General features: G+C 40.4%; 27 protein-coding genes. 20 read left to right on the top strand and 7 right to left on the bottom strand.

The features are described 5' to 3' along the window. Nucleotides 1–43: 43 nt before the first annotated feature. The 7 genes from ilvA (at nt 44) to ypmT (ending at nt 4,872) form a co-directional block, all read left to right on the top strand. Nucleotides 44–1,312 carry a threonine ammonia-lyase IlvA gene (gene ilvA, locus NSQ70_RS09835; protein WP_008346398.1) on the top strand — a complete coding sequence of 423 codons (1,269 nt, stop codon included), beginning with the start codon at nt 44–46 and terminating at the stop codon, nt 1,310–1,312. Between the two features lie 36 nt (nt 1,313–1,348). Beyond that, a complete protein-coding gene (locus NSQ70_RS09830; protein ID WP_008346400.1) occupies nt 1,349–1,600 on the top strand; it encodes a YpmP family protein in 252 nt (83 codons plus the stop codon). Between the two features lie 187 nt (nt 1,601–1,787). Further along, a complete protein-coding gene (locus NSQ70_RS09825; protein WP_268373069.1) occupies nt 1,788–2,630 on the top strand; it encodes a DegV family protein in 843 nt (280 codons plus the stop codon). Between the two features lie 22 nt (nt 2,631–2,652). Further along, nucleotides 2,653–3,243 carry a cytochrome c oxidase assembly protein gene (locus NSQ70_RS09820; RefSeq protein WP_007500791.1) on the top strand — a complete coding sequence of 197 codons (591 nt, stop codon included), beginning with the start codon at nt 2,653–2,655 and terminating at the stop codon, nt 3,241–3,243. A 69-nt stretch (nt 3,244–3,312) separates the two neighbouring features. Beyond that, nucleotides 3,313–4,074, top strand: coding sequence for an SGNH/GDSL hydrolase family protein (locus NSQ70_RS09815; protein WP_017359696.1), 762 nt, complete (start codon nt 3,313–3,315; stop codon nt 4,072–4,074). Between the two features lie 9 nt (nt 4,075–4,083). Further along, entirely contained in the window at nt 4,084–4,650 is a 567-nt protein-coding gene (locus tag NSQ70_RS09810) for a YpmS family protein (protein ID WP_024718556.1), read from the top strand. Between the two features lie 24 nt (nt 4,651–4,674). Further along, the gene (ypmT, locus tag NSQ70_RS09805; protein WP_008346409.1) at nt 4,675–4,872 is read left to right on the top strand and encodes a protein YpmT; all 198 of its coding nucleotides are present in this window, start codon (nt 4,675–4,677) and stop codon (nt 4,870–4,872) included. A gap of 29 nt (nt 4,873–4,901) precedes the next feature. Here ypmT and NSQ70_RS09800 read toward each other — a convergent pair whose 3' ends face one another. The 3 genes from NSQ70_RS09800 to NSQ70_RS09790 all read right to left on the bottom strand — a co-directional run bounded on the left by NSQ70_RS09800 (nt 4,902) and on the right by NSQ70_RS09790 (nt 6,432). Then, nucleotides 4,902–5,570 (bottom strand): DUF4397 domain-containing protein, encoded by a 669-nt coding sequence (locus NSQ70_RS09800; protein ID WP_024718557.1) that lies wholly within the window; start codon nt 5,568–5,570, stop codon nt 4,902–4,904. Between the two features lie 117 nt (nt 5,571–5,687). Next, entirely contained in the window at nt 5,688–5,948 is a 261-nt protein-coding gene (locus NSQ70_RS09795; protein WP_024718558.1) for a hypothetical protein, read from the bottom strand. Between the two features lie 52 nt (nt 5,949–6,000). Then, on the bottom strand, nt 6,001–6,432 hold the full coding sequence (locus tag NSQ70_RS09790; RefSeq protein ID WP_007500780.1) for a MarR family transcriptional regulator: 432 nt from the start codon (nt 6,430–6,432) through the stop codon (nt 6,001–6,003). 138 nt (nt 6,433–6,570) lie between these two features. On the opposite strand from NSQ70_RS09790, the gene msrA reads away from it, so the two are divergent. After that, a complete protein-coding gene (msrA, locus tag NSQ70_RS09785) occupies nt 6,571–7,104 on the top strand; it encodes a peptide-methionine (S)-S-oxide reductase MsrA (RefSeq protein ID WP_017367464.1) in 534 nt (177 codons plus the stop codon). Next, nucleotides 7,104–7,535, top strand: a complete 432-nt coding sequence (gene msrB / locus NSQ70_RS09780) for a peptide-methionine (R)-S-oxide reductase MsrB (protein WP_007500777.1) — start codon at nt 7,104–7,106, stop codon at nt 7,533–7,535. Before msrA ends, msrB begins: the two co-directional genes overlap by 1 nt. A 53-nt stretch (nt 7,536–7,588) precedes the next feature. On the opposite strand, the gene NSQ70_RS09775 is transcribed toward msrB, so the two are convergent. Further along, the gene (locus tag NSQ70_RS09775; protein ID WP_342502135.1) at nt 7,589–8,617 is read right to left on the bottom strand and encodes an SDR family NAD(P)-dependent oxidoreductase; all 1,029 of its coding nucleotides are present in this window, start codon (nt 8,615–8,617) and stop codon (nt 7,589–7,591) included. Nucleotides 8,618–8,871: 254 nt separating this feature from the next. On the opposite strand from NSQ70_RS09775, the gene NSQ70_RS09770 reads away from it, so the two are divergent. After that, nucleotides 8,872–9,594: an acylneuraminate cytidylyltransferase gene (locus tag NSQ70_RS09770; RefSeq protein WP_138278649.1), complete on the top strand. Its 723-nt coding sequence runs from the start codon at nt 8,872–8,874 to the stop codon at nt 9,592–9,594. Between the two features lie 28 nt (nt 9,595–9,622). On the opposite strand, the gene NSQ70_RS09765 is transcribed toward NSQ70_RS09770, so the two are convergent. Together NSQ70_RS09765 and NSQ70_RS09760 are read right to left on the bottom strand one after the other, a co-directional pair. Further along, entirely contained in the window at nt 9,623–10,417 is a 795-nt protein-coding gene (locus tag NSQ70_RS09765; protein WP_234925056.1) for a DUF3880 domain-containing protein, read from the bottom strand. Nucleotides 10,418–10,600: 183 nt separating this feature from the next. Then, nucleotides 10,601–11,002 carry a hypothetical protein gene (locus NSQ70_RS09760; protein ID WP_007500770.1) on the bottom strand — a complete coding sequence of 134 codons (402 nt, stop codon included), beginning with the start codon at nt 11,000–11,002 and terminating at the stop codon, nt 10,601–10,603. A 208-nt stretch (nt 11,003–11,210) separates the two neighbouring features. Here NSQ70_RS09760 and cgeC point away from each other — a divergent pair, with 208 nt between their 5' ends. The 7 genes from cgeC to NSQ70_RS09725 all read left to right on the top strand — a co-directional run bounded on the left by cgeC (nt 11,211) and on the right by NSQ70_RS09725 (nt 17,311). Beyond that, complete coding sequence (cgeC, locus tag NSQ70_RS09755) at nt 11,211–11,531, top strand: spore maturation protein CgeC (protein WP_007500768.1); 321 nt, start codon at nt 11,211–11,213, stop codon at nt 11,529–11,531. A gap of 18 nt (nt 11,532–11,549) precedes the next feature. Continuing rightward, nucleotides 11,550–12,845 (top strand): glycosyltransferase family 2 protein, encoded by a 1,296-nt coding sequence (locus NSQ70_RS09750; protein ID WP_342502134.1) that lies wholly within the window; start codon nt 11,550–11,552, stop codon nt 12,843–12,845. A gap of 156 nt (nt 12,846–13,001) precedes the next feature. Continuing rightward, on the top strand, nt 13,002–14,378 hold the full coding sequence (locus NSQ70_RS09745; protein ID WP_335364644.1) for a sigma 54-interacting transcriptional regulator: 1,377 nt from the start codon (nt 13,002–13,004) through the stop codon (nt 14,376–14,378). A 116-nt stretch (nt 14,379–14,494) separates the two neighbouring features. Beyond that, complete coding sequence (gene ablA, locus NSQ70_RS09740; RefSeq protein WP_326112868.1) at nt 14,495–15,895, top strand: lysine 2,3-aminomutase; 1,401 nt, start codon at nt 14,495–14,497, stop codon at nt 15,893–15,895. A 2-nt stretch (nt 15,896–15,897) separates the two neighbouring features. Beyond that, entirely contained in the window at nt 15,898–16,179 is a 282-nt protein-coding gene (locus NSQ70_RS09735; protein ID WP_024718564.1) for a YokU family protein, read from the top strand. Between the two features lie 79 nt (nt 16,180–16,258). Beyond that, complete coding sequence (locus NSQ70_RS09730) at nt 16,259–16,483, top strand: YozE family protein (RefSeq protein ID WP_003215834.1); 225 nt, start codon at nt 16,259–16,261, stop codon at nt 16,481–16,483. A gap of 147 nt (nt 16,484–16,630) precedes the next feature. Beyond that, complete coding sequence (locus tag NSQ70_RS09725) at nt 16,631–17,311, top strand: hypothetical protein (protein WP_008346441.1); 681 nt, start codon at nt 16,631–16,633, stop codon at nt 17,309–17,311. Here NSQ70_RS09725 and NSQ70_RS09720 read toward each other — a convergent pair. Continuing rightward, entirely contained in the window at nt 17,308–17,442 is a 135-nt protein-coding gene (locus NSQ70_RS09720) for a hypothetical protein (protein ID WP_017359686.1), read from the bottom strand. The genes NSQ70_RS09725 and NSQ70_RS09720 overlap by 4 nt on opposite strands. 119 nt (nt 17,443–17,561) lie before the next feature. Here NSQ70_RS09720 and NSQ70_RS09715 point away from each other — a divergent pair, with 119 nt between their 5' ends. Genes NSQ70_RS09715 through NSQ70_RS09705 form a run of 3 tightly spaced genes read left to right on the top strand, consistent with a single transcriptional unit; the run spans nt 17,562 to nt 18,764 of the window. Continuing rightward, the gene (locus NSQ70_RS09715; protein WP_008346445.1) at nt 17,562–17,732 is read left to right on the top strand and encodes a YozD family protein; all 171 of its coding nucleotides are present in this window, start codon (nt 17,562–17,564) and stop codon (nt 17,730–17,732) included. 51 nt (nt 17,733–17,783) lie between these two features. Further along, nucleotides 17,784–18,392: a phosphatase PAP2 family protein gene (locus NSQ70_RS09710; protein WP_159159730.1), complete on the top strand. Its 609-nt coding sequence runs from the start codon at nt 17,784–17,786 to the stop codon at nt 18,390–18,392. Between the two features lie 54 nt (nt 18,393–18,446). Then, nucleotides 18,447–18,764, top strand: coding sequence for a hypothetical protein (locus NSQ70_RS09705; protein ID WP_007500756.1), 318 nt, complete (start codon nt 18,447–18,449; stop codon nt 18,762–18,764). Nucleotides 18,765–18,818: the final 54 nt, after the last annotated feature.

The following is an 18,818-nucleotide window of genomic DNA, read 5'->3' as shown; positions in this document are numbered from 1 at the left end:
ATAATGACAAATTAAATAAGGTTAAAGAGAAAGGATCTTGTACATGAAACCGTTGCTCAAAGAAAACACGCTAATTCAAGTGAAAGACATCTTAAAAGCCCATCAAAATTTGAAGGATGTAGTGATTCATACACCACTTCAAAAAAATGAGCGACTTTCTGAACGATATGAATGTAATGTCTACTTAAAAAGAGAGGACCTGCAAGTTGTTCGTTCTTTTAAATTAAGAGGCGCTTTTAATAAAATGAGCCAGTTGCCAAAAGAAAAACTAGAAAACGGCATTGTTTGTGCCAGTGCAGGAAATCACGCACAAGGCGTTGCCTATTCTTGCAAATATTTAGGTATCCACGGGAAAATCTTTATGCCTGCTACCACACCAAGGCAAAAAGTATCGCAAGTGGAGCTTTTCGGAAAAGAATATGTTGACATTATCTTAACCGGAGATACCTTTGATGATTCGTATCATGAAGCAGTCAAATGCGGAGATAAGGAAAAGCGGGAATTTATCCATCCGTTTGATGATTTAGATGTCATGGCAGGACAAGGAACAACTGCTGTAGAAATATTAAATGATATCGAAGTGGAGCCTCACTTTTTATTTGCAAGTGTTGGGGGCGGAGGTTTGTTATCTGGCGTTGGCACGTATATGAAAAATATCGCACCAGAAACAGAAATTATTGCAGTCGAGCCGCTTGGTGCCGCCTCACTTCATGCTTCCCACGAGAAAGGCGAGGTTGTCACACTTGATTCAATAGATAAGTTTGTAGATGGAGCAGCGGTTCAGCGGATTGGCGAAAAGACGTTTACGTCGCTTCAGTCTGTTGTCGATAAGATTAGTCTTGTACCAGAAGGAAAAGTATGTACAACCATTTTAGAGCTGTATAATCAATGTGCAATTGTAGCTGAGCCAGCGGGTGCGTTACCGATCGCGGCTTTAGATGCCCATCGCGAGGAGATTAAAGGCAAAAATGTCGTTTGTATTGTCAGCGGAGGCAATAATGACATTGGCCGAATGCAAGAAATCAAAGAACGCTCCATGATTTATGAAGGACTCCAGCATTATTTCATCGTTAATTTTCCGCAAAGAGCAGGTGCTCTCAGGGAATTTTTAGATGAAGTGTTAGGGCCAAATGATGATATCTCACGCTTTGAATATACGAAAAAGAATAACCGAAGCAAAGGACCTGCGCTTGTTGGGATCGAATTGAAAGAAAGAGATGACTATGCAGCGCTGATTGACCGAATGAATAAAAAAGGCTTCCACTATGTTGAAGTGAATAAAGATCAAGATTTATTCCACCTATTTATTTAGGCTTAACAGATAATTGGAAAAGAGGATTGATCGTTTGTGCTGCTCAAAACAATATGTTTTAGACGGATGGATGGAGCTCAGATCAAGGTAACAGAAGTCCCTGTTTTAAAGGGAGATGAATCCTATGGTTTCATGCTCACCTTTAGACTTGAAGCTTTCTTGAAAAAAGTCTATGTATCTAAGGGAAAGAGGCATGTGTACTCTTTCAGGGAGGATGTGAAACGTAACGTCAAGTGGAGCACATATGAACAGATCTACCAAGAGCCTACACTAAAACACAATGCGTAAATTGGAATCTTTGCCAAAGAGAGTGAGCGGCCATTTTCAAATGGCGGCTACTCATCTTGGCAAGGATTTTTTACATGAAAAGAAGAAAATGTGACAATTTCAAAAACGTTCTGACAGTTGTTTTCAAGTATGCACGAAATAAGGTAATATCATATGTAAAGACTAAGACAGCAAGGATGAGACGATAGTGAAACAAATTAAAATTGTAACAGATTCAACTGTGGACCTTCCGCAAGAAAAAATCAATGATCTTTCCATTCATGTCATTCCGCTCAATATCTCCATTTCTGGGGTTGATTATATTGACCGAGTGAACATACAACCAGATGAATTTATTGAAAAAATGGAGGCCGCTGAGGAACTGCCGAAAACGTCTCAACCTGCGATCGGTCAATTCGTCGAATTATATGAAAAACTGACGGCAGATGGAAGCGAAGTTATTAGTATCCATTTAACTGGTGGGATGAGTGGTACGGTTCAAACTGCTGAAAGCGCTTCTAAAATGGTAGACGGAAATATCACTGTCATCGATTCGAATTTTATTTCCTATGGTTTAGGGTTTCAAGTCACCAAAGCAGCAGAGCTTGCAAAAAAAGGGGCAAGCCGTGATGACATCCTCAAAGAAATGGACAAAATTCGTCTTAAAACAAAGCTATTTGTCACAATCGATACATTAGAAAATCTCGTGAAAGGTGGACGAATTGGAAGAGGAAAGGCGCTGATCGGTTCACTTCTTCATATTAAACCAATTGCCAGCTTAACAGACGGCATATACACACCAGAAGCGAATGTGAGAAGTTACTCCGCTCTTGTCCGCTATTTGACAAAACAGTATGTACAGGCGGTGAAAGGGAAAACCGTTCAGGCAATTGGGATTGCACATGCAGACGCATTAGAACTTGCAGAAAAGCTTAAAGTAGCACTGCTTGATCACACACCTGATGCACTAGTTGACATCGCTTATACAACACCGATTATTTCCTGTCATACTGGTAAGGGCGCTATAGGCTTTACTTTTTATACCGATTGATTGAAAAGGGGATGTAATTGTCATGTATACAAAAAGGGGAGCCTTATTTGGTGCGCTTACGATCATAAGCGTGCTTCTTTTAGTCTCATGTTCAAATGGACAAATCAAGGATGCGTTAAATTATCAAATCCAGCCGTTTGAGTATCAAAACCAGGATGGTCAAAAGGTGTCGCTCGACGATTTAAAGGGGAAAGTCTGGGTGGCAGATTTTATTTTCACAAGCTGTGAAACGATTTGCCCGCCGATGACCGCACATATGACAGAGCTACAAAAACGGTTAAAAGAGGAAAAATTGGATGCGCACATCATTTCATTTAGCGTCGACCCAGAGGTGGATTCACCGAAAAAGCTAAAGGAATTTGCAAAAGCATATCCATTATCCTTTAAAAATTGGGATTTTCTCACTGGTTACTCGCAGTCAGCGATTGAAAAATTTGCAATGAAAAGCTTTAAGACGATTGTGAAAAAACCTGAAGACGAAGACCAAGTGATACACCAATCTCTGTTTTTCCTCGTTGATCAAGAAGGAAAAGTGATGAAAAACTATGATGGTGTTCAAAATACGCCATATGATGAAATCATCAAGGACATCAAAACACTGAATCGAAGCTAGCATAAGGATGTTCAAATGAGCGAAAACATGATACACTTTTTTAATCAGAAAAAGGAGGGACATCATCGTTTGAAGGCTCGTTTGATTTTGATTGTGATGTCTCTAGCTTTTGTTCTTTCTGCATGTTCCGCGCAAGAGGCTGGCATAAAGGATAAACTAGAAGACACACAAAACGTAAAAGAACATATTACGATCGCAGCGGTTGGAGATTCCTTAACAGAAGGAATCGGAGATCAAAATAAAAAAGGGTATGCCGGCATCACCCGTGACAAGATAGAAGCGGTGGACGGTGTACAGTCTGTTACATTAAAAAACTATGCCATTAAAGGCAGTAGAACGGTAGATTTATTAAAAAGATTAAAAGAAAAAAAAGTGCAGGATGGACTGAAAGACGCTGATTATATTTTCTTTACGATCGGCGGAAATGACTTAATGCATGTCGTCCGACAAAATGTGCTCAACTTGACATTTGCTCCTTTTCAAAAAGAGCAAGGTCCTTTTGAAGAGCGTTTTAAGACCATTCTTGCTCAATTAAGAGAGCATAATGACCATGCAAAGATCATGTATGTCAGTATGTACAATCCTTTTAAATTCAGCTTGTCTGAGCTGAGAGATATTGATGAGGTCGTCAAAGACTGGAATGCTGCTGCCGAAAAAGAACTAAAAAAAGACGGCAATGCTGATATGATCGATGTAGCAGATTTATTTGAAGATGATAAAGATGAAAAATTACTGGCAGATGATGATTTCCACCCAAACCAAAAGGGGTACTCTCTTATGGCAAATCGTTTATTCTCAGAAGTGAAAAAAGAAGGACTGCCGAAGGAATAGGGTGAAAAGATGAAAAAATGGAAGAGTTTATTTTTTATTTTACTGTCAATTAATCTATTGATTGTTCTTGTATGCGGTATTTTTATGCTGCTGCCGAGCGATCAATCCGCTTCGAAAAAAGAAGTGAACAGCGAGTATGCTTTTAACATTTCTAGTTCAAAAGAGTCGCTTACCAGCTTTGTCAATGATTATTTGAAAAACCAAGGATCAAGCGATATGCCCGACTTTCATGTTGCGATTGACCAAGATGTGAAAGTAACAGGTGCAATCAAAGCGTTTTCTTCAACGATTAATGCAAATGTATCATTTACACCATCTGTTGAAGATAATGGGGATGTTCTGCTGAAAGTAGATGACTTTTCAATTGGACAATTAAGCATCCCAATCAGTTTTGTTTTAAGCTACATGGGTCAATTCTATGAACTGCCTGATTTCGTTCATGTGAAACCAGACCAAAAAACGGTGGAAGTGCGCCTTTCAGAAATGCCGCTGACGAATGATATGTATGTCAAAGCGAACAAAATTGATCTTGAGAATGATGAAATTGAATTCTCATATTATCATCCAAAGCAATAGAACGTGTAAGTCAGGAGTGAAACTATGAAGCGAGTCTATCAATATTTTAGTTTACTGTCGCTCTTATTTGCTGCATACTTTGGCATGACAGCTGCCTCTCATTTAAAAGCAGAAAATATCGACCAGTTTTACTTAAATATCGCCTATTGTGCATTATTTTTAGGTACCATGATTCTTGCTTTTGATTTTCAAAAACAAGAAAAAGCTGAAGATGTCTCGTAAATAGCCTTTTCCATTTGGAAAGGCTCTTTTTACATTTGGTGAGACAAGACGACTTTTGCCATTAGCTCTGGCTCTCCGTTTGCAAATCCATGAAGTAAAATAAGATAGGCCCGCTTTGTTTGCAGGTGAACTTTCGGAATATCAAGCAGTACACTTTGAGTACCGGCAGCTTTTAATTCAAAGTGATACTTATTCGGAGAGAAGTGGTGGGTTTGGGTGCCGTTCACATATCCGAGTTCCTTTGATAACATGCCTTGATCTCGTTCATATATATCAATGAAAGGGAGGTCTGGTGACAGCTGGATAAACGTGAGTGCTGATAGCTCTTCTTGCTTAATCAGCGAGTCTTGCTTTTCTGTGAGCAGCGCAAAGCCGGTACGAGCTCCTGTGATACATAGCGTGTAAGTCTCGTTTCCATTAATCATCATACGAGAAGAAAGAATTCTTTCTTTTGTAGCCAGCTTGAATACTTCTATCTCATAAACACCCTCATCCCATTCCATATAAGCAGACAGCTGACCGTATGGCAGCTTTTTTTGGATTGGCTGCTGATTTACAAATACAGCAAGCTCACTTAAATCCGGTGCAGCGTGAAATAATCGAATAACAGCTTTGGAAATGGTGTTTCTCGGATGGTATGGGGGAAAGGTAGCTAATGGACGATATAGAAATTGATTCATCTCGTAGAGCTGCTGCACGTCTTTATCCCTTCTTTCTCTGCAATGTGTTTTTTGTAGCGTATGCAAGAAAGGGACGATCTGTATAGGCAAAAGAAACATAGAAAAAAGCCTGACAAAAAGTGTCAGGCTCTCGTATTAAGAAGGAGATGAATATTGATGATATTCAGCCAACTTAATGAACGTTTTTTCATCCTCGATTAATCCGCAAACGCCGCACTGGACTTTGATTTTCGGTCCTTGATAGTCCATGTGAAAAGGAGAAAGCTGATCTCCTTCATATGTTTCGACAATAGCTCCAGTTGCTGGATCAAGTTTCACAGGTTCTGAATGCTGCTCGATGAGATTAAAACGCGTTCTGTTGGTTTTGCAGTTCGGACAAAGATATGGACTTGTCATGGTTCATTCCACCTTTTTATCCGTAGCATGTCCTCCACGCTAAAATCTATGCTTAATCCTTTTGACTTTTATCCAGCTTTTTAAATAATTTGATCATCGTTTTCAGTTCTTCATCATCAAATGATTCAAATCGTTCCATGAAGTATTCTGTTTTCTTTTTCTCAAAATGCTCAGTAATTTCCTTACCCTTATCGGTTAAGTGGATTTTGATGATGCGTCGATCCTCTTTTGAACGGATACGAGTGATCCAGCCTTTTTCTACAAGCGTGTCGGTTACAGCTGTAATATGGCTTGCTGATACACCGAGAATTGAGGCGAATTCCGTTACTTTTTTTGCGCCTTGTTCACGCAGCAGATTTAAAATGAGAAATTCATTCCGAGATAATTCGTTTTCAAGCAAGCTGTTAATTTCATAACGTATTTGCTTAAATACGGTTCTCAGTAAAGTATCCATTTCATACATCATTTGTTTTCTTTGTTCCAATCATTAAACCCCCATTATATTTTAAGATACGACAGAATGCTTTCATTTGTTTTTAGGTATACAAGTCGTATCATTTTCATTATTTTTTATCATGTTATAATATGATGATACCATTTTTTAAATGAAGGGGGCACTAATATGTCTGAAAAACAAGAATTAGCCACATTTGCTGGAGGCTGTTTCTGGTGTATGGTTAAACCTTTTGATGAACAGCCAGGCATTATCAAAGTTGAATCAGGGTATACTGGCGGACATACAGTGAATCCAACCTATGAAGAAGTATGTACAAATACGACAGGCCATAGAGAAGCCGTTCAAATTACCTTTGATCCAGACGTTTTTCCGTATGAGAAGCTATTAGAACTATATTGGCAGCAAATAGACCCAACAGATGATGGAGGACAATTTGGTGATAGAGGAGAGTCCTACCGTACAGGGATTTATGTCCACAATGAAAAACAAAGGCAACTTGCAGAAACATCAAAAGAGCAGCTGAGCCAAAGCGGAATTTTCCAAAAGCCAATCGTGACAGAAATTTTAGAAGCTGGTCCTTTTTATCCTGCTGAGGAATATCATCAGCATTATTATAAAAAGAACAAAATGCACTACGAACGATACCATGTCGGTTCGGGCAGAGCAGGTTTTATTCAATCTCATTGGAGTGATAAATAATGGCTAACGAAAAAGAGCAGCGCATCAAAGAATTAAACCGAATGCAGTACGAAGTGACGCAAAATAATGGCACTGAGCCGCCATTTCAAAATGAATTTTGGGATCATAAGGAAGAGGGCATTTATGTAGATATCATTTCAGGCAAGCCATTGTTTTCTTCTTTAGATAAATTTGATGCCCATTGCGGCTGGCCAAGTTTTACAAAGCCGATTGAAGATCAAGAGGTAGAAGAGAAAGTAGATACGAGCCATGGCATGGTGCGGACTGAAGTTCGCAGTAAGACGGCCGACTCTCACCTTGGTCATGTATTCCCTGACGGCCCAGGGCCAAACGGTCTAAGGTATTGTATTAATTCTGCCGCTTTAAAGTTTATCCCGAAGGATGATCTTGAAAAAGAAGGCTATGGTCATTTGAAACACATCTTTCAATAATTGATTTTAAAAATCGTCACATGGAAGTCAGCTGCTTCCGTGTGACGATTTTTTTATTTTTTATGGTGGGTATGATGTAATTGTTCAATGATGTGAAACAGCTTCTCTTTTGTAATGAGCGGTGCTTCGTTTGATGTGTAATGGGTCAAATGAACTTTTTGAAAATGAGGGTGAAGATGTGGTCTTGGTAAAATGGCATAAAATTGTTCATGTTCAAACAGTGCATCTGCCTCGTGAGGGAATGTGAGCTCCTCGTGAAGTTTTTCTCCAGGTCTTTTTCCGACAACGAGAATATCAGGAGAAGGAACATTGATCAGACCGGCATATTCATGAAATGCTTTCAATAGATCAGCCAGCTGTAATGACTCCATCTTGAGGATGAATGTTTCGCCGCCTTTCATCATGATAGCTGCTTCAAGCGTGAGAGATACAGCTTCTTCGATAGACATAAAAAAGCGTGTCATCTTAGGATCAGTTACAGTTAGAGGTTGTTCATTTAACAACTGTTGAAGCATGATGGGGATGACGGAACCCCTTGATCCAAGCACATTGCCAAACCGGACAGAGCAAAACCTCGTTTTCTGATTTGAAATACTTTCATTCGCTTGAAAAAACAATTTTTCTGAAATTAATTTTGTAGCTCCCATGGCATTTGTCGGAGAAACCGCTTTGTCGGTTGAAATGTTGACAACATGACAAACTTCATGTTCAAGTGCTGCTTCAATGACATGCTGTCCGCCGATGATGTTGGTTTGGACAGCTTCAAACGGATTATCTTCGCAGGTGGGTACTTGTTTGAGTGCAGCTGCATGGAAGATGATATCTACCCCTTTGGCAAGCTGCCTGACGCGGCTGGCATCCCTCACATCTCCAAGTGCAAATACAACCTCTGGATTTGCCGCATATTCATTTTTCATCATGTATTGTTTACTGTCATCTTTACTGAAGACAATGACCTTTTTAGGAGAGCAGGCTGTTAATTTTTTCACAATCTGCCGGCCAATCGAACCCGTACCGCCTGTGACCAAGATGATTTTGTCACGAAAAAAGGTCTTCAAACTCGTTTCTATTTGTTTGGACATATCTAATCCCCCAACTCTCATTTCTCTACTTTGCATCATATGTGAAAGAGTGGAAGACGTTTGAGGAAAAGAACCACTTCATGCATAAATTAGGTGAACCAATTATAACCATCTGCTTGACGACTTAATAGAATATGTAGAGATAGAAGATTAAGTAGAATAGCGAGGCACCTGAAGAACTTCAGTACGGTGATCAGTTCAGCTCTCAGAATTTATTCTCTGATACTGAGCTGCGCGAGGGGAGAAGATCATACATGTATAGGGGAAATCGTATTTTAGCTATGATACCAGCTTTTAGCAGCAAGCAGGAACATCATGCTGAACACATTCGCGTATTGGCGGAGCGGCCGCTGATCTATTGGACCATTCAGCCATTATTACAAATGATTGAATTAGATGAAGTCATCGTATCTTCAGAGGATGTGAATACTCAAATCATTTCATCTCACTACGGAGCAAATGTGATTGAACTGCCAAGCACACATGTGACGGAACAAACACCTTCTTTAGTAGCTGTGAAGCATGCACTTGCTTATTTAGAACGAGAGGGAAAGACGTTTGATATTGTTTTGTATTTGCATCCATCATCACCACTAAGGCAGACGGCAGATATTGAGAACTGCTTACAGCTTCTAGTAGAGGGTGGATATGATTGTGCGGCTTCTTTTACAGAGGCGTTAGAAAATCCAAATGAAACTTGGACACTTCATGACACCAATGAAGCCAGCCTGTATAAGGACAATCATTATTTTTTTGTACCAACTCAGGAGCACCCTTATACGTATGGACGTTTAAATGGAGCTGTCTATGCGTTTCATGTTCCATATGCAAAAGAATGCATTCATTCCTTTTTAGAAGGATCTGTTGGTGCATATATGATGGATCATGCGCAATCGCTTGTTGTGAAAAGTGAGGAAGATCGGAAAAAGGCAGAGAAGAATTTATTGGCTCGGCAAGATGCAGAAGGAACGGCATAAGATGATGGCAATTAGAAAAAGCGCCCGGTCATAGGGCGCTTTTGACTATTTCATAAAGTCTGTAAGGCAGCGTATCAAATGTGTTCCAGCGAACGACTTGCTCGTAATTGTTCTCTGCAACCGACTGTCTTTGTTGAGGGTTTGTTACATAGTGCTCGACCTGCTTAATCAAATCGTTTTCATGTGTGTAAAAAGCGAAGCTTGAAAATGCCTGTGACGGTTGTAGATCTGTCAACTGAAAGCCTCCGCTTGCAGCGATATCAAATGCTCTGTTGTTGAGGCTCATATTTTGAACATTGGCTTTGTTTTGATTATAGGCAAATTGCGCGGGCCTGTGCGGATTCAGAACAATGGCTGATGTTTGATAGATGTTTGCCATCTGCTCGGGACTCAGCCAGTGGGTCATCAGTGAGAGATCACGATATCGTCTGCGTGATTTATTCAACACGCGATGCCACTCTTTTCCTGCTACGAGAATGCGCCATTTGTTTTGATGTAAGAGTGTATTGATGGCTTTGATGCGGTTTGGATAAGGGTAGCCAATGAGTGCAATGTCATAGATGCACGACTCATGTGGTGATTTTTTTTTCTGAAATACGTGTGTATTGGTTGGAATGGGAAAGTAGTGCGTGTGATCAGCGCCCAGTTGTTTGTAAAATGACAAAGCACCTTCGTCAATCGTTAAGATCAGCTGTGCATCACTTACACATGCAGCTGACACATCTATATAAAAAGGGTCTTCTGTCATCCACAGTACAACGGGGATCTTTTCTTGTTTGAATTGATGAAGCAGTTCTGTTGGAATATGATCACCGATCATCATGAAAACAAAATCCGGAGAAAATGTCCGGATTTTGTGCATATGAGCGGGTAGAGTTTCCCTTTCCACCTTGACGCATGAAAAGGGGGAATCAATGAAGCTATCTTCTATCCATTGATCGAACATCCGATAGATTCCACCGTAGCCAGAGCTGATATAAAGAAGCTTCATGATGGCCCTCTCACATTAAGATGTGAACGTAACACTTTCTACTTTATCTACATCTAATAGAGTCGTTGCAGAGCCCGTAGGTGTCACAGAGCTTTCTTGTGTGACGAAAACAACACCTGTTGAAGCATCGAATGATACGAATTGAACGGGTCCGATTAAGTCACCTGAGTCCATGACAATGCTAATGACTGTTCCAGGTGCAAGTCTTGCGAAAATCCATCTTGCTGGTTGAGATACGTCGAGTGTTGTAGCAGAATCTGAAGGTGATGCTTCAGCAGCTACCTCACTAAATAAATCGTTCAATTTTTCTTCCACTTGAACTCCTCCTTCTTCGAGATTAACTGTTAACGCATGACTAAGCGGTTTGAAAAACAGCTTTAATAGCTCTTTTTTTAATTCGGCACGCTTTTCGCTCATGTTTTCCCCATCCTTTCTTCATCCATTCAAACACACCACTATGTATATGCCGTTCTCTTTTTTTGGTATAAGCAGAATGCTCATTCCTTGTTCTTTTTTTCATTTAATGACTTCACACATTTTTGAAAAATGTTTTCAAATGCTGATGCTAAATGAAGTGATCCTCATACTCTAGTAAAGATCAAACGAGAAGAAAGAGGGAATCTGAATGGAATTTGAACAACTATTAAATGGCTGGAACGAAGAATTACTAGAAACAGAAGGAATACTTGAAGTTGTGTTGATTATACTTCTTCTTCATCTTTTAGAGGAAAGTGAGGAAGGGAGTGCGTCAGAGATTAAAGAATTGCTGCGCCCGTGGCTTGAGCTCGGCATTCCGCTGCCGCGTGTTCATTTAGTCAATGGAGATGTGCTGCAAAACGTGGTTGTCGTACAATTGTTTGACTCAGTAGCAGTCTTTAAAAATGCGACAAATCAGCTAAGAGTAAGTGTTCCTTATGTGAACATTGTCAGCTGGGGGGCTTTTTAATCTATTTAAAAAAGGATAATGGTCATGAAAGTATCAGTGATATTAACAAGCTACAACAAACCTGATTTCATTGAACGTGTGCTAAAGAGTGTGGTAGAACAAACGTATCAGCATTGGGAGCTTTTGATCATGGATGATGGCTCTGAACAAGAAACGATCCAAAAGATGCAGCCTTATTTAGTGGATAAACGCATTCAATTGTATTCTCATCAAATTCATCCTGCAAACCGGCTGAAGACTGTACGTTATGCAACGCTAATTAATGAAGCATTAACACGTATAACAGGTGAGCTGGTTTGTTATGTAACTGATGATACAGTCTACAGAAAAGATCGTTTAGAGAAAATGGTCGAGGTTTTTCAATCGAAGCCTCACATAGATATCGTCTATTCCTCGCAGCGTGTCGTGCATGTGAATCAGCATTTGGTGGAAACGGCGAGCTTCGTTCGAGAAGCAGATCAAGTGTTGGAGCATGCATCCTTTCAAGTCGACCATTGCTCTGTTATGCATAGAAGCCGGCTGCTTTCGCTTATTCATGAAAAATACGGACAATACTGGGCCGACGAACCAAAACATTGGCATCATGCTGACTCTGTGTTTTGGATGAGACTGAATCATTTTGCTGCGTTCTTTCCATTACAAGAAGTACTTGATACCACATATAAAACGCCACAATCATTCCATCATATGTTTGCGAGTATGCCCTACGATTTAATTGACGGAGCTGTGATTGAAAGAGAAGGCGCTTATTATCAAATCGCTAGCGGATATCTTCATCGCATTGACAAGCGCTGGGTGAATGAAAAGAACAGGCGTGCGATTCGTGTTCCTTCCTTATGTACGATGAAATATGAAATGAACGAGCCGCTGACAGTCCCAAATTATACAGTCGTCACCGCAGATAACGGCAGAACATTTTATTATATTGAACATCAGACAAAAAGACGGTTTGCTTCAAGACGTGATGTGCAATATTTTCAGTTTCATCAAAAGGAGATATACACGGTCACAAAACAGCAGCTGGAGACGTTTAAGGATGGCAAGATCATTCAAGTATCTCCTATATTCAGCCCGCCAAATAGACGGCTGTTTAAATGGAAACAAGATGTCTATTTATTTGTGCATGATACCTTTTGCCGAATTGTCCCCGAGGTAGTGAAAATATTTGCGTTTTACCATCAGCCAATCAAACTACAACCTTCTCAATTTACATTTTTTCAAGAAGGAAAGCCAATTGTGCCGCTGTATATGGAGTCTCTTCAGGAATTTGACTTGTCTCTTTATCAAACGTCAGGGCGAAAGCACTCCTCCTAAGAGGGGTGCTTTTTTTAGAATTGACGAAAAAAGCAGGAGATCGAAAGGAAAAAGCGAAACGTGAAAAGGATAGGGGAACACGTTGAATATCATCAAGCCGCTGAAAATTGGGCAATACAGTGCCGGATTTTTGGCATAGAAAGTGAGGGGGAAATAGTGGGGAAGGTTGTCGAAAGAGCGGATTGGTTTGAATTAATTTTAGAAGCCATCGATGAAGCGATTCACGTTGTAGACGATCAAGGGGTCACCATCTTTTATAATCATAATGCAGCGAAGTTCGACTGTTTAGCGAAAGAAGAGGTGATTGGCAAGTACATACTGGATGTGTATCCTTCATTAACTGAAAAGACAAGTACACTCATGCATGTACTTAGAACAGGAAAACCCATTTATCATTCGTTGCAAACCTATTTGAATAAAAATGGAGAAAAAATTGAGACCGTCAACACCACACTGCCCATTATGGAAGGCAGCAAGTTAATTGGGGCGGTAGAAGTAGCGAAGGATGTGTCGAAGCTGTCGGCGCTTTCGAATCGTTTAGATCAAAAAAAACGAACGGATGGTGCCGCAGAGACCACTCAAATGCTCGATTTTTCTTCATTTTTAACAAATGATCCACACTTAAAAGAGATGCTGGAGAAAGCGAAAAAAGCTGCTGCATATCCTTCATCGATTATGGTCTTCGGGGAAACTGGGACAGGAAAAGAGGTACTCGTACAAGCGATTGTTCATGCATCTGATCGGGAAGATCAAGTCTTTATCCCGCAAAACTGCGCTGCTCTTCCAGAATCGCTGCTTGAAAGTCTTTTATTCGGGTCTGTCAAAGGAAGTTATACGGGCGCAATAGATCGCAAGGGGCTGTTTGAGTTAGCAGATGGCGGTACGCTTTTTCTTGATGAGCTGCAAGCGATGCCGCTTACGCTTCAAACAAAATTACTGCGTGTGTTAGAGGATGGTGTTGTCCGCCGGATAGGTGATGCAAAGGCGGTTCAAGTAAATGTCAGAGTGATTACTGCCCTCAATATCGACCCATTTGAAGCCGTTAAAAAACAAATGTTAAGAGAAGACTTATTTTATAGACTGCATGTGTCATCATTTCATATCCCGCCGCTTCGCACAAGGAAGCATGATATCCAGCTGTTATCCCGCCACTTTATTCAAACGTATCATCAGCAATTTTCTAAAAACGTCAACCGCCTTTCTGAAGAAACCGTCCAAGTATTTATGGCCCATCAGTGGCCAGGGAATGTCAGAGAATTAAAACATACGATCGAGCATGCCGTCTTGATGATGCCAAAGGAAGCAGAAGAAATCACCCCAGCATATCTCCCTGCCCATTTGCGGACGCATCAGATAGAAAGTCATCCGCCAGAGTCCTCATTAAAAAGTCAAGTGACGTCATTTGAACAAACGCTGATTCAAGAAGCTTTAAGACAGCACGCAGGGAATATTAAGCAAACGGCAGCCGCTTTAAAAATTCCTCGACAAACATTGCAGTATAAACTAAAAAAATATACAGATGCCGAAAAGTAGGCACTTCAAACATGTGAATGTGACGGAAAAGCTCCTTTTGTAAAGAATAGGGGCATTTTCCCATGTTGGCACATAACTTGCATAGTATAAAGTGAATGCTGATAGGGGGAATGGATATGAATCAAAAACTGTATCAACCTGCGCGACATTGGAAGGACATTGAACTTTGGAAGGACGTACCCGAGGAAAAGTGGAACGACTGGATTTGGCAGCTGACGCATACGGTCAAAACGCTTGAAGATTTAGAAAAAGTCGTGAACTTAACAGAAGAGGAAAAAGAAGGGGTGAAGATTTCCACGAAAACCATTCCACTCAACATAACACCCTACTATGCCTCACTGATGAATCCAGACGATCCAAGATGTCCAATTCGTATGCAGTCTGTACCGATTGCAGAGGAGCTTCATAAAACAAAATATGACCTCGAAGATCCGCTCCATGAAGATGAGGATTCACCTGTTCCAGGTTTAACGCACCGCTACCCAGATCGTGTGCTGTTTCTTGTCACAAATCAGTGCTCCATGTACTGCCGCTATTGTACGAGAAGGCGCTTTTCCGGTCAGATCGGGATGGGCGTGCCGAAAAAGCAATTAGATGCCGCCATTGGATATATTAGAGAAACCCCTGAAGTGCGGGATGTGTTAATTTCAGGCGGTGACGGGCTGTTAATTAATGATCAAGTGCTTGAATACATTTTGAAAAACTTACGAGACATTCCTCACGTTGAAATCATTCGAATTGGAACACGTGCACCGGTCGTGTTTCCGCAGCGAATTACAGATGAATTGTGTGAGATTTTAAAAAAATATCATCCGGTTTGGCTGAACACTCACTTTAATACAAGCATTGAAATCACAAAAGAAGCGAAAGAAGCGTGTGAGCGACTTGTCAATGCTGGTGTGCCTGTTGGTAATCAGGCGGTGATCCTAGCAGGAATTAACGACAGTGTTCCAATTATGAAGAAGCTGATGCATGATCTCGTCATGATTCGCGTCAGACCTTATTATATTTATCAATGTGATTTATCTGAGGGGATCGGCCACTTTAGAACACCGGTTTCAAAAGGCCTTGAAATCATTGAAGGCTTAAGAGGACATACGAGTGGTTATGCTGTGCCAAGCTTTGTTGTAGATGCACCAGGCGGAGGAGGTAAGATCACCTTACAGCCAAATTATTTATTATCTCAAAGCCCAGAGAAAGTGGTCCTGCGTAACTTTGAAGGTGTGATCACCTCTTATCCAGAGCCGGAACATTACGTCGTAGGCCAAGCAGATGCGTATTTTAATGAAATCTATGAAGAAAAGAAAGAACCCGCCATTGGCATAACAGCTCTATTTGAGGATGAAGCAAGATCCTTTACGCCTGAAAATTTAAGCCGAATGAAACGAAGAGAGTCTTATGAAACGAATCCTGAACATGATACGCTCAAAAACAAACGCGAAAAACGAGATGAATTAAAAGAGAAGAAATATCAAGCCCAGCTCAAAAAAGAACAAACCGTAAAGGAGGAGAAATAACGTTGCTGACATGTGATTGGTGTGAGGAGAAGAAAGCGAACGCAGGACAGACCACAGTCTATTGGGAACTCATCACGGGCACACAATCGATTGAGATTTTGGAAACGCCTTCGATTTCTTGCACGCATTGCGGGATGACGTATCAGAAGGATGAGACAGTAAAAGAGATAGAAGATCAATTAATTTTAGTCGATCAAACAAAACTTCCAGAAAAAATTTCATATGAAGAATTAATGAGCATGGAGCGGTTATTAAAGCGTAATTACTTTGATTTTTCTTCATAAGTTGTACCTCCGCCTATACAAGTCATCAAATTCCTGTATAATATAACAACAAAATAGAGTGTCGCGGAGGGAAAAACAGGTGAAGTCGTTTTACCATTATTTAATGAAGTACAGACATCCAAAACCGAAGGATGAAATCAGTCATTTTGCAAATGCTGCTTATGAAGATCACAGCTTTCCTAAAGCATCCACTGATTATCATGAGCTATGTGCCTATTTAGAGTTAAATGGGGACTATTTAAGCTCCATGACGACATTTGATGAGGCTTTTGAGCAATACGAAGTAGAAGTCAAAAAAAAATAACACACACAACCGCTTGTTCCGTATGGAAGAAGCGGTTTTTTCATGAAGAAATAAAATGGCGTTTTGCATGGTGTGGTTGCCCATGCAGAATTCCTTGCGCCGGCATACGATACGTTAAGACCAAAAGTCGGGCAAGGGGGAGACAGAATGAAGGCGAAAGCACCAAAATATAAAGTAGGGGATATTGTCGTCGTTGTCATGTACGGCACAGTTGGAACGATAACAAAAGTCCATCAAATTGACCAACATTATCTATATGAGGTCAATCATAATGAGGTGCTTTATTTTGAAACATCACTTCAGCTTTACGATGAGTACGACGGGGTGATTGTAGATACAGAAAAGCTGGACATTGAATATGAGTTCCTCATTGGCGATGTTGTATATGTAAAGGATTACGGGAAAGAGCTATTTAAAATCATTGGCCATCGGACTGAGATATGGCGCTACCTTGAAGATGGCTGGGAAGATGTCATTTATGAACTGACAAGGTTAAAAGACGGAGAATGGCTGGAAACAGAAGAAGAAGACTTGACGCTTGTCCTAAGAAAATATGAGATGGATCAGTTTGTTCATCAACTTCTTTTTGTGCATTACGTTGGAGAAACCTCAAAAGAAATAGAGGAAGATATGGTGCAAACCGCTCTATTACAGTTAGAAGAGAAACAAGAAAGCGAAGCATCACTAGAATTTCTCGCTGTATCTATAGTGGATGAGCTTCTTGATATTTACAATGATTATAAAATTCTCTATGAATTTTTCAAAGACCCAGAATATAAGGATATGATGGACTTTATTTTGGAAAGTTTAAACGAACATTTTGGTTAAAAGAAGACTTGTCCTAACACGAATAAAAAGTAAGGAACACAGAAAAAAGCAATCACATAAAACCATCCCCTCAAGATACGGCCCATCACCTGATCAAAAGTATGTCCATCTAAAATGCTTAACCATTTCATTGCCTCATGCCCCTTTTCTTTTCGTTTACTGCATTTATATGTATGGAATAAGCCATTATGACAAACTGTAATAAAAATAAGGCAGCGTTCATACATCATAAAAAAGGAGGCGGAAAGCAATGAAAGAAGCAGATTTGGTGATTGATACAGAGGAAATTGCAGAATTCTTCTACACGGAGCTGGTCAAAAGAGGGTACATACCATCTGAGCTGGAAACGTTTGAGCTTGCCGATATTACATTTGAATATATGCTGAGGAAAGCAATGATAGTTGAAGAAGAGGCGCGGTAGGCACTATACTTTGAAGAGATTCTGAGTAGAAAGGGAGGGGAATTGTTTCGCGTGTATGTCATCATTTTTTTCCTTTTGTTTGGCGCCATCGCAGCGCTTATGGTGTCTGGCATGTTCCAGGAGTTGGACAACCAGATCATCTTATCGTTTGAAAACATCAGACTTCCTTTTTTAAATGATGTCATGCTGACTTTGACTGACTTTGGTATCAGTGCGCTGCTTGTCCCAATCATGCTCATCTTTAGCGTGGTGCTGTTTATGTATAAACGCTACCACTCTATTATGCTGCTTTTTCTACTATATATAGCAGAAAAAACGGTCAATCATGAACTGAAAGGACTGTTTGCTAGAGAGCGTCCAGCCTTTGATCATCTAGTGAATGAGACCTATTATAGCTTTCCGAGCGGTCATTCTATGAATGCGGCAACGATCTATCCATTTATCGCCTATCTATTAATTGAAATGATTCCATGGCTGAAAAAGAGACAAAAAGCAGTCTACATGGTGACAGGGTGTTGTGTGCTGATGATCGGCATCAGCAGGATGTATATCGGTGTTCATTATGTCACTGATGTAGCAGGGGGCTTTGCGATAGGACTAGCTTTATTTCTCATATGTAAAAAGATTGACGAAAAATTGTCCGTCATTCGACAAAAATAGAAGAAGGAAATTCATAGATCCCAGCCAATTTTATATAAAAGGGGAGGGATTTGAATGCAATTGACGTTGAGATTTTTTCAAAAGAAACCTTCAGCTTATCACTTAACCATTTATCAAACACCTGAATATGGTGCAGAAAGCGGACATCAGCCTGTGTACCGGACAAAGATTGGCGGCAGGACACACCTTGATGTACTGGAAAAAGCATTCTCGACTTTTAATGTACAAGATACAGTCCCTAATGATTACAATGCACGGTTTATCACAACAGGGGATATCGTTGTGATTGATGACCAGAAAAAAGGGAAGTGCTACTACCAGCTCTTTCCGGCAGGATGGAAACGCAGTGAACGGCTAATGACGATGAGTTAAATATAAACGACGATGCCAGCTTTACTTTCAGCTGGTATTTTCTTTTTTGATCTC

This window comes from Bacillus sp. FSL R5-0397, from assembly GCF_038593395.1.
In the GTDB taxonomy this organism is placed as follows: Bacteria; Bacillota; Bacilli; order Bacillales; family Bacillaceae; genus Bacillus; species Bacillus altitudinis.
Note: the sequence above shows the minus strand (reverse complement) of the source record. Positions and strands in the feature narration are given on the sequence as shown.